The organism is Rhizobium sp. 01T417 (assembly GCF_056398905.1).
Window position 1 is genome coordinate 20313 of the sequence record NZ_JBFTQH010000057.1, and the last position, 7796, is coordinate 28108.

Below are 7796 nucleotides of genomic sequence, written 5' to 3' on the forward strand. Positions count from 1 at the left end.
GGATTACTTCCAAGGATTGATCGACAATCCGAGTTTGCCGAATAAAGTTAGACAAACTTTGGAATGCCGTTTCTTTGTAGCTCGCGAAACGAGCCCAGACGCTTGAAGCGCTTCAATTGGCAGGCGCGCGATGGGCGACGCCCGGAGCGAGGTGAAGCAACGTCATATGAAAATTGCACGAGACCGATCCTGCATATGACAAGGGTGTCGCCGACGCTCTCGCAAAACTTGGATCGCTCTAGCGAACGAAATTCGGGGCAGCCTCGGCTGTCTCGTCCTGCCTGTCGTAATGCAGTGAGCCGTCACGGCGGAGCTGTGATGCGTAACGAAATCCAAACTGACATGATCGGCTGCCGCGTGGCCTGATCTTCGCTCCTCTTGGCCAGAATCTGGGCGCTGGTCGGAGGCAAGGCCGAGGGGATGTCACCGGCGGCGTAATCCTGTCGCATGTATCTGTCGGGAAACCGTGACTCTTGCAAGCGAGTTTTGCGAGAGAATTTCCCTGATTTTCCAGGGCCGACAATCTTGTCGAGAAACTCAGGATTTCTGCGACATGTCAGAAAATTGCTCGATTACTTTACCGTCCACAAATGCCTGGTATTCCCCGCTCTCCCTTTGGAGATCCGCATGAGTTCCCGTCCAGTAGCGGTGGTTTGGTCCGAGGAACAAAACTTCGCTTTCAGCGTCCACTATGGAGAGATCGTGAGTGACAAAAACCGTGGTGCATGTCTGCTGCAACTCCGCGATTGCATCTAAAACACGCTTCCGATTTATTTCATCCAGTGCTGCCGTAGGCTCATCAAGAATAAGCAGCAGGGGTTTGGCAAGAAGTGCACGCGCAAGCGATACCCGCTGCTTTTCTCCGCCCGACAAACGGCTGCCGCGCTCGCCCACGGTTGGCTCTCCCAATTCTTGGTGACGTTGCACCACGTCATGCAGGCCAAGCCTCAGAATGACCTTTTCTATTTCCTCCTGAGGCGCTTCTACGCCAAATGCAATATTTTCAGATATCGACCAATCAAATAGAAGGCAGTCCTGCTGCACGACGCTGATACTCGACCTAAAACCACCCGCATTTCCTTCAGTGACCAACGCGCCATCGATGAGGTATTTGCCACGATCAGCCATGGACAGGCACGAGATCACCTTCAACAAAGATGATTTTCCAACGCCCGATGGGCCGACGATGAACAGCTTCCCCTTAGTCGGCACCATAAGGGAAAGGTCTGCCAATAAGTCCCGTTCATTCATCGAGATCGCTATATCAGACAGTTCCAGGGTCATCGGCAATCGATCACCGCCAATAGGCTGCGTCAGCATTTCAGGTACAGGCGTCGAAAGAAGCTCCATAAGCAATCTGGCCTCTCCCAAGGAGGAGTTCACCTCCCGATAAACCCTTGCAAAGGTTTCGACCGGCTGCAACAGCCGGATAATGTAAGTGTTCAGCAGTACTAAATTGCCGATGGTCATCGTCCCATCGGCAACATCCGAGGCCCCACGCCAGAGTACACCCGTCACGACAGCGCCGAACACAAGCGCCTGGAGAACACCAAAAAAAGCTCTCTGTTGGAATGTCAAAGCCCACGCTTGGTCGTTGACTTTGAGCTTGCGGTTTAAACGCTCAGCGAATTCATTCACCCTGTTGGCCTGCTGAACAAGTTCTGCATTAGCGACGCCATCAAGACCGAAATTCCAAGCGTCGATCCCTGTCCCCATCGCACTTTCAGTGGATCTTCTGATTTTGGCTGCCGATACGTTGGCGATGATCGCGTACAGCAGCAGCGCGGAAAATAATAGCAACGCGATCCATACGTCGATCATGAAGGCTATAACCGACGCCGCAATGATCAGCTCAATAAATGTAGGTATCAGGAAGAAGGTCAGATTTGACGTGATTTCGCGGACCGCATCAAGGCCACGCTCTACGGTTCTGCCAATCTCGTAAGTCGTATATTCCTTCAGCTTACGATACGGCAGGGAAAGAGCATGCCCGAATACATGCGTCGTTAGGTGTCTTTGAAGACGCAGGTTCATTGGTCCGAATGTAAGCCATTGGGCCTGCTCTAGAGCCCCCACAATCGCCAGGCCAATTCCGAAAGCGATTATATAGCGAGTACCTACATTGACACTCGCAGCTCCCTCGGCCAGCGCATCAATACCTAGGGAGAAGAATACTGGAAACAACGCTGAACCAATTGCGGTGAGCGTTATAGTGCATAATACCAACAGAAATAGAGCGCGCTGCTTCCCCTTGCTGAGAAGCATATTGCTTATTACCAAAAATGCATTTTGCGAGTTACCCATGAATATCACTCCGTTGCAAAGTATTACTAGGCAATAACTAAGAATATTATTCTTGGAAACTGCCAATAAATACATACTAGCACTGTTTTTATGCTTGACTAAGACGAATTTAGGAATAATTTTTCTTTTGCGGCATTTTTCGCTGCAACCTCAACCCGCAAATAGGAGGTATGTGATGACTACACAGATTCTCAATCCGCCGCAGTTTGGAACCGAAATCGAGTTCGTCGATGGGGGCGATGCTACGGTTCAAACCGCTGCAACGTGCGCCCGGTGCGACAGCAGCAGCCGCTGCGGCGCTTCCGGCAAGTCTTCCGGCTCGGCAAGCTCGGTTTCGGTCTAGAGAACGACGGCGGCCCCACATCGGGGCCGCCACTTTCACAAGGAGGGTTGCAAGATGCTTTCGGTTTCCCCGTTCGTAATCAGTTCCGCGCCGACAGATGGCGCATGGCAGCTTTTCACGCCGGTAGGCGCAGCGCGCGTTACCGACGCAAATCTTGTGGCTGCTCTTGGCGAAATTAAAGGACTTCAATCTCGCGTTCACGAACGGGAAATTGAGAAGATTTTAGAGAGTCAGACGCTCCCAGTCACGGCCGCTCAGCAGTTCCTAGAGCGCCTGAGAGTGCTCCGAAAAGTCGAAGATATGAAAAAAGTAGTGGTTTTTTCTCCGTCCCAAAAACTCGCCGATGACGTTGCGCAGTTGATACTCGATCGTGACGCTGTGTCATGCCGCTCTTCTGCAAACATTGCAGATATCGCGGGCGCCGATCTTATCCTGGCTATTCAAGATCGTTACGAGCCTGAGCTCGCCAGGAAAATATACGCCGCGTGCAAATCGAGAAGAGAATCGATCTTGCTTCATTCATATTTCGTTTTCCGACATTTCATCGTCGATGGATTCTATTCGCCGGCGATCGACCTACCCGATCATTTCAGCGGCGTCCATAATCTCGCTGGTCTTGATCGATCTTCAAAATTCAAGCCTTCTAGTTGGGCAGACTATTTCTTTTCTGATCCCTATGCGATCGAAACGCTAGCGGTACCAACATTTCCCGCCTCGCAAATCGAGTCCGCAACCGCACTCCACCTTGTTTATATGCGGCTTCGCCCACTCATCGCAGATGGTGTTTCTCCGCTCTTCCCGGACGACCTCAGCACCGTGATCGAATTGAATCTCGACACTGGCCGCATTGAACGACACAGGGGAGTACATTCAAATTTCAGCTCATCACCACGTGATATTTAGGGAGAGACCGTCCATGCGACACGCAATAATATCGTCGGTCAACCAAATCGCACACGCAAGCCAGTTTGTTGACCCAGAAGTTGAAAGCGAAATCCGCACTTTTCACCAGCATTGTATCTCCGTTGCCGGCTCCCCACTAGAAAGCGCTCTGAGCCAGCCATATCTAACGGTCGAAGACTTAAAGCGGGCGGAAGCCTTCGAAACAAGGTTTTCCCATATCACTGGAACGATCTCACTCGGGAAAAATATCCCTGAATCGATCTGGCGACTACCGTCTCTTGAAAAGGGTGGAACAAGGTCTGTCGACTTCCAGACTATTTGCCAAATCTTCTCACAAGCTCTTGGCGCTGACCAGGCCCGACGGCGACCTTATCCCTCGGGCGGCGCCCTCTACAGTGTTGAAACAGTCGTTATCCTGGGGAACATCTCAGGACGAGACGCAGACTTTGATGTTTTGCATTACCTGCCGGTAAGCAACGCTTTCGAGGTGCTTCAAGGGGAATATGATAGCGCCTCATATAACGATATCTATAAGATCGATCACGCTGCGTTCTACGTAGTGTATCTGATCAGCCTCAAAAAGGCGATATTCAAGTATCGATCGCGCGGTTATCGGCTCGCACTGATGGAAGTCGGATCGATGTACCAACAGATGCTTCAAATTGCCCAACAGCAAGGAATTCGGTCCCGCGTTCTATCTGGCTTTTCTGAGTACGCTCTGGCGAAGAGATGCGGGCTGGATAGCCGCATTCTGTTGCCGGGAATCATTCAGGCTTTTGCCTATCCGGAGGACGACTAGTGCAACATTCATATCGCAATTTCGCCTCCAGCACACCGAGATATCGGCTAACACCAGCCTATCCGGCTTGCATCTATGAACCTACCGTCTTCTCAGCAGATGACACCAACGATCTCAACGGTCACGGGTTTGGTTTTGGCCCAGGCGTGGCGGTCAAAGCCATGGGAGAATATTTTGAACGCTATACGGCGTTCCGAGCTGTAACCTCTACACAATCAGGTGCCATTGCAGACATGCGACTTAGCGTCGATGAACAGGCCGCATTGGTGTTTGCGCTCCAGCAAACCTGCCACGATGATGTTCGCGACGACGTGCACGGCACGAACTTCCGTCTTGTAGACGTTAGCCGCTTGGGCTCCGATAGCAAAGCTCTCTACCCGGCAATTCTTCTGTCATTGCACAGTTTTGACGCACAGCGCGACGCTCTATTCGCACCGATACGTGATACGTCCGGTTCGGCAATACATCGCAATGAACTCGACGCGTTTCGGGGCGCGCTGTTGGAGTTCGTTGAAAGGCAGTGCACAACGGCTATGTGGGTTTCCCGACGCTGCAACGCTATCGAGGGGAACAGTCTGCGGGGCAGCCTCACAGATGGGAAAGCCCAGAAAATTCACGATCAAATGTCTTCCAATGGCAGCCTGAGATTAATCGACATTTCCTTCCTGGCGGGGGTCAGCGTCAAGTGTTGCGAGTACCGCTCGAACGATGCAGATGCATTAGTCAATTTCTCCTGCGGCTGCTCTGCTGATCTCAATCCCGAAATGGCAACAACGAAGGCTTTTACAGAAGCTTGGCAAACATCTCTACTGCTTCCCCAAATGGAATTCTTCAACAGTCGAGACTACGGCAGCACGTTTCTCAAAGAAAATTTCCAAGCCGCGAACAAAGCAGGATTTGAGCTTGGCGTCGAAGTCGCTCCACTGGAGATAGGAACGAGCGTACCAGACAGGAATATCGAGAGGCTCAAAGAAAATATTCTATCTGTCTCCAGCAATATCTATGTATACTCTCGCGCTATCAACCTGCCTGGAACCCAGCTGCACTTTTGCCGAATCGTATCTCCGGATTTCTTTATCCATATGAACCCGGGCGATCATAATAATAATGATAACAAGTGGATAAGCCTGTTTTGTACAGATGAAATGAAGCGTTTGGAGCCAATGCCCTTTTCATGAGGTTAAAGCGAGATTTCCCGCTTTAACCTCTTTGGAGCCTACTCTTCCTGCTTGTTTGACCGTCTTGATACGTTGACGCCCAAACCGATGCCCTTGGCAATTGATGAGCGCCGAGCGGCATAAGAGGGGGCAACCATCGGGTATTCGGGCGGAAGACCCCACTTAATCCGATATTCGTCAGGGTTTAGATTGTACTGAGTTTTTAAATGCCGTTTCAGCGAGCGGAACTTCCGGCCGTCTTCCAAGCAAATTAAGTGATCCTTTTCTATCGATTGTTCGATAGGCACAGCTGGGCGCTGATGCGAGGCGAACGAAGGCTTTGTTTCCGGTACAGCTTCAGGAACCTTATGCCCCTGTCCTAACGCGGCTTGAACGCTTGCGATAAGTGAAGGCAAGTCCTGCACGGGAACATCGTGTCTGCTTACGTAGGCGGTAACGATGTTTGCCGTTAGTTCCGTTATGTTATCAGATGAAGAATCTTTAGATTTAGAATACATGGAACAACCTACCTCTTTTCGAGGATAGATCACATGCGTGGTGCTCAGATGGCCGAGGTATACCTCGCCTCATCTGAGCCAGCAGTTATCTACGCCAGCGAAAATTACCTGCCGACTCCAAAGCAAATGTCCCACTAGAGAGATATTTGCGTAGAGAACAAAACGACAGTCAGAAAGTCGCTTTTGCAGATTTAGATAAGGTTGGATCTCAAGATGGTATCCTCGCTCATTTTGCCTGTTTCCTCACAGGTATCAAAAAATTATAATCGGTCAAGTTAGATAAAGTTATCGGACGCAACAAATACGTGTGGGTTTGATAGGTTCCAGCTGTGCAATCCCGTCCGAGATGGAGCTCGAGTCGGGTTTCGAGGCGGTGAAGGCGACATTCGATGCGTCGCTGCTCGACACCTTTGCCGCGGTGCTCGGCATCATTCCGAATTTCGAGGCGGCGGCTGAGCGTTGTCTAGGCCCGTAGCAGCCCAGTGCCCCGGAAGTTCATGATCAGCCCAGACCGCGGCTCAGTTTTATGTCGCCAGCCGACGGGCTGGGAAGTCAGACATTCCACCCCTCCGTGCTTCACCGCATTTGAGCTTGAAACAGCGTCAGTGTCTTATCCGGGTCAGGATCCGGAGTTAGATGCCCGTATCGTGCACAAAAATGTCATTGCGACCCCACCGGCAATCGAGGAACCACTCCGTGCAGCGAACGTTTATGATTGCCAACAATGGAGGCTTTCATGGACACGGAGCACGTGAGACGCCGGGCGTTCGAGAAGCGGGAGCCGGAGGGTCGTCCGGAAGGCCAGGATCGACGTTGGTATGAGGCTGAGCGCGAACTGGCCGAAGACGACGACTTGCCCCAGACGTCTTCGCCTTCGCATCGCAGCGCGACAACGATACCTGGAGACGAAAAGGCGAGTTCAGATGCCATTTCGTCAGAAGGCGGGCCTGGTTCGCTCAAGCCGGGTGAACTGGCCTCCGAGAATAAGTAACTAAGGAACAGCCTGTGCTGCAGAAGCCGGAACCTGATTTTCGAACGATGTCCGAAGCTGTACAGGCCTGGCATCGCCATTATGGCATTATCCCCAATGAGCAGTCGACAAGCGTACTCTGCCTGGCCGCGATAGAACTATACAACGAGGGTTACCGGTCCTTGGACGAGATTGCCGCAATGCTGATATCCACTTATGTTGGCCAAGAGGCCACCAGGGTAAACGCGCCGACGTCGGCTGCTGTTCATTGAGGCTGGTCGGTTCCATTCAGCGACGCCCGCCGGGATCCCGTCGTAGTCGATGATATAACAACCAAAAACCGCGCCGCCCTAACATCAGCGCAGCAGCCTTCGCTCCAGAAACGCCTGCATGTCACGGCGTCCGTCCACGACGCAGTAGACAACGACATCAGTGGCCTGCGATAGATCATGCGTCACGGCTTATGGTGCAGTTCCCGATATTCGGAGATTCCGATACCCGCCAACTCCTTCGGTACATTTCCGCCGGCGGGGAGTGCTTCAAGCTCGGCGCAGGTGCTTTCAATTTCCGTCAGGATGCGCTCTGCCGCCTCGGTCCCATCGCGGCTAGCGATGATGCGATAGAGCTCCTCGATGTCGCGTTCCGCTTCAGCAAAACGACACGATATGGCATCAGGATTGGCTGTCGGCTAGACGCTTGCGGATGCGCGAAAAGGCGTCCGCAACGGGGCGCACTTTGCCTTCCTCCACTTGCCGGTTGGTGAGCGCCAGTACCTTCAGGAGCGCCAGCGTCTCTTGTGTTT

At 52.2% G+C, this 7796-nt stretch carries 9 protein-coding genes and 2 pseudogenes; 7 read left to right on the forward strand and 4 right to left on the reverse strand.

Translation table 11 applies throughout. From position 1 onward, the window contains the following. Positions 1 to 537 precede the first annotated feature (537 nt). The gene (locus tag AC1DPR_RS29470; RefSeq protein WP_477817771.1) at positions 538 to 2304 is read right to left on the reverse strand and encodes an ATP-binding cassette domain-containing protein; all 1767 of its coding nucleotides are present in this window, start codon (positions 2302 to 2304) and stop codon (positions 538 to 540) included. A gap of 175 nt (positions 2305 to 2479) precedes the next feature. Here AC1DPR_RS29470 and AC1DPR_RS29475 point away from each other — a divergent pair, with 175 nt between their 5' ends. The 4 genes from AC1DPR_RS29475 to AC1DPR_RS29490 are packed head-to-tail and all read left to right on the forward strand — an operon-like array spanning position 2480 to position 5527. Then, positions 2480 to 2647, forward strand: a complete 168-nt coding sequence (locus AC1DPR_RS29475; RefSeq protein ID WP_192305991.1) for a phazolicin family TOMM bacteriocin — start codon at positions 2480 to 2482, stop codon at positions 2645 to 2647. A gap of 54 nt (positions 2648 to 2701) precedes the next feature. Then, positions 2702 to 3550: an McbB family protein gene (locus AC1DPR_RS29480; protein WP_477817772.1), complete on the forward strand. Its 849-nt coding sequence runs from the start codon at positions 2702 to 2704 to the stop codon at positions 3548 to 3550. A 13-nt stretch (positions 3551 to 3563) separates the two neighbouring features. After that, entirely contained in the window at positions 3564 to 4349 is a 786-nt protein-coding gene (locus tag AC1DPR_RS29485) for a nitroreductase family protein (RefSeq protein ID WP_477817773.1), read from the forward strand. Next, positions 4349 to 5527 (forward strand): YcaO-like family protein, encoded by a 1179-nt coding sequence (locus tag AC1DPR_RS29490; RefSeq protein ID WP_477817774.1) that lies wholly within the window; start codon positions 4349 to 4351, stop codon positions 5525 to 5527. The genes AC1DPR_RS29485 and AC1DPR_RS29490 overlap by 1 nt, the downstream gene beginning before the upstream one ends. 38 nt (positions 5528 to 5565) lie before the next feature. On the opposite strand, the gene AC1DPR_RS29495 is transcribed toward AC1DPR_RS29490, so the two are convergent. Beyond that, a complete protein-coding gene (locus tag AC1DPR_RS29495) occupies positions 5566 to 6024 on the reverse strand; it encodes a Ros/MucR family transcriptional regulator (RefSeq protein WP_477817775.1) in 459 nt (152 codons plus the stop codon). Between the two features lie 346 nt (positions 6025 to 6370). On the opposite strand from AC1DPR_RS29495, the gene AC1DPR_RS29500 reads away from it, so the two are divergent. From AC1DPR_RS29500 to AC1DPR_RS29510, 3 genes are all read left to right on the forward strand, one after another. Beyond that, positions 6371 to 6499, forward strand: a complete 129-nt coding sequence (locus AC1DPR_RS29500; protein ID WP_281419662.1) for a hypothetical protein — start codon at positions 6371 to 6373, stop codon at positions 6497 to 6499. A gap of 261 nt (positions 6500 to 6760) precedes the next feature. Beyond that, positions 6761 to 7015: a DUF2934 domain-containing protein gene (locus AC1DPR_RS29505; protein WP_477817776.1), complete on the forward strand. Its 255-nt coding sequence runs from the start codon at positions 6761 to 6763 to the stop codon at positions 7013 to 7015. A 47-nt stretch (positions 7016 to 7062) separates the two neighbouring features. After that, entirely contained in the window at positions 7063 to 7266 is a 204-nt protein-coding gene (locus AC1DPR_RS29510) for a hypothetical protein (protein WP_113164165.1), read from the forward strand. 84 nt (positions 7267 to 7350) lie between these two features. Here the strand turns inward: AC1DPR_RS29510 and AC1DPR_RS29515 are convergent. Together AC1DPR_RS29515 and AC1DPR_RS29520 are read right to left on the reverse strand one after the other, a co-directional pair. After that, a pseudogene (locus AC1DPR_RS29515) lies at positions 7351 to 7666 on the reverse strand (type II toxin-antitoxin system RelE/ParE family toxin). Beyond that, positions 7666 to 7796, reverse strand: a pseudogene (locus AC1DPR_RS29520) (prevent-host-death protein); the annotation flags it as partial. The pseudogenes AC1DPR_RS29520 and AC1DPR_RS29515, both read right to left, overlap by 1 nt.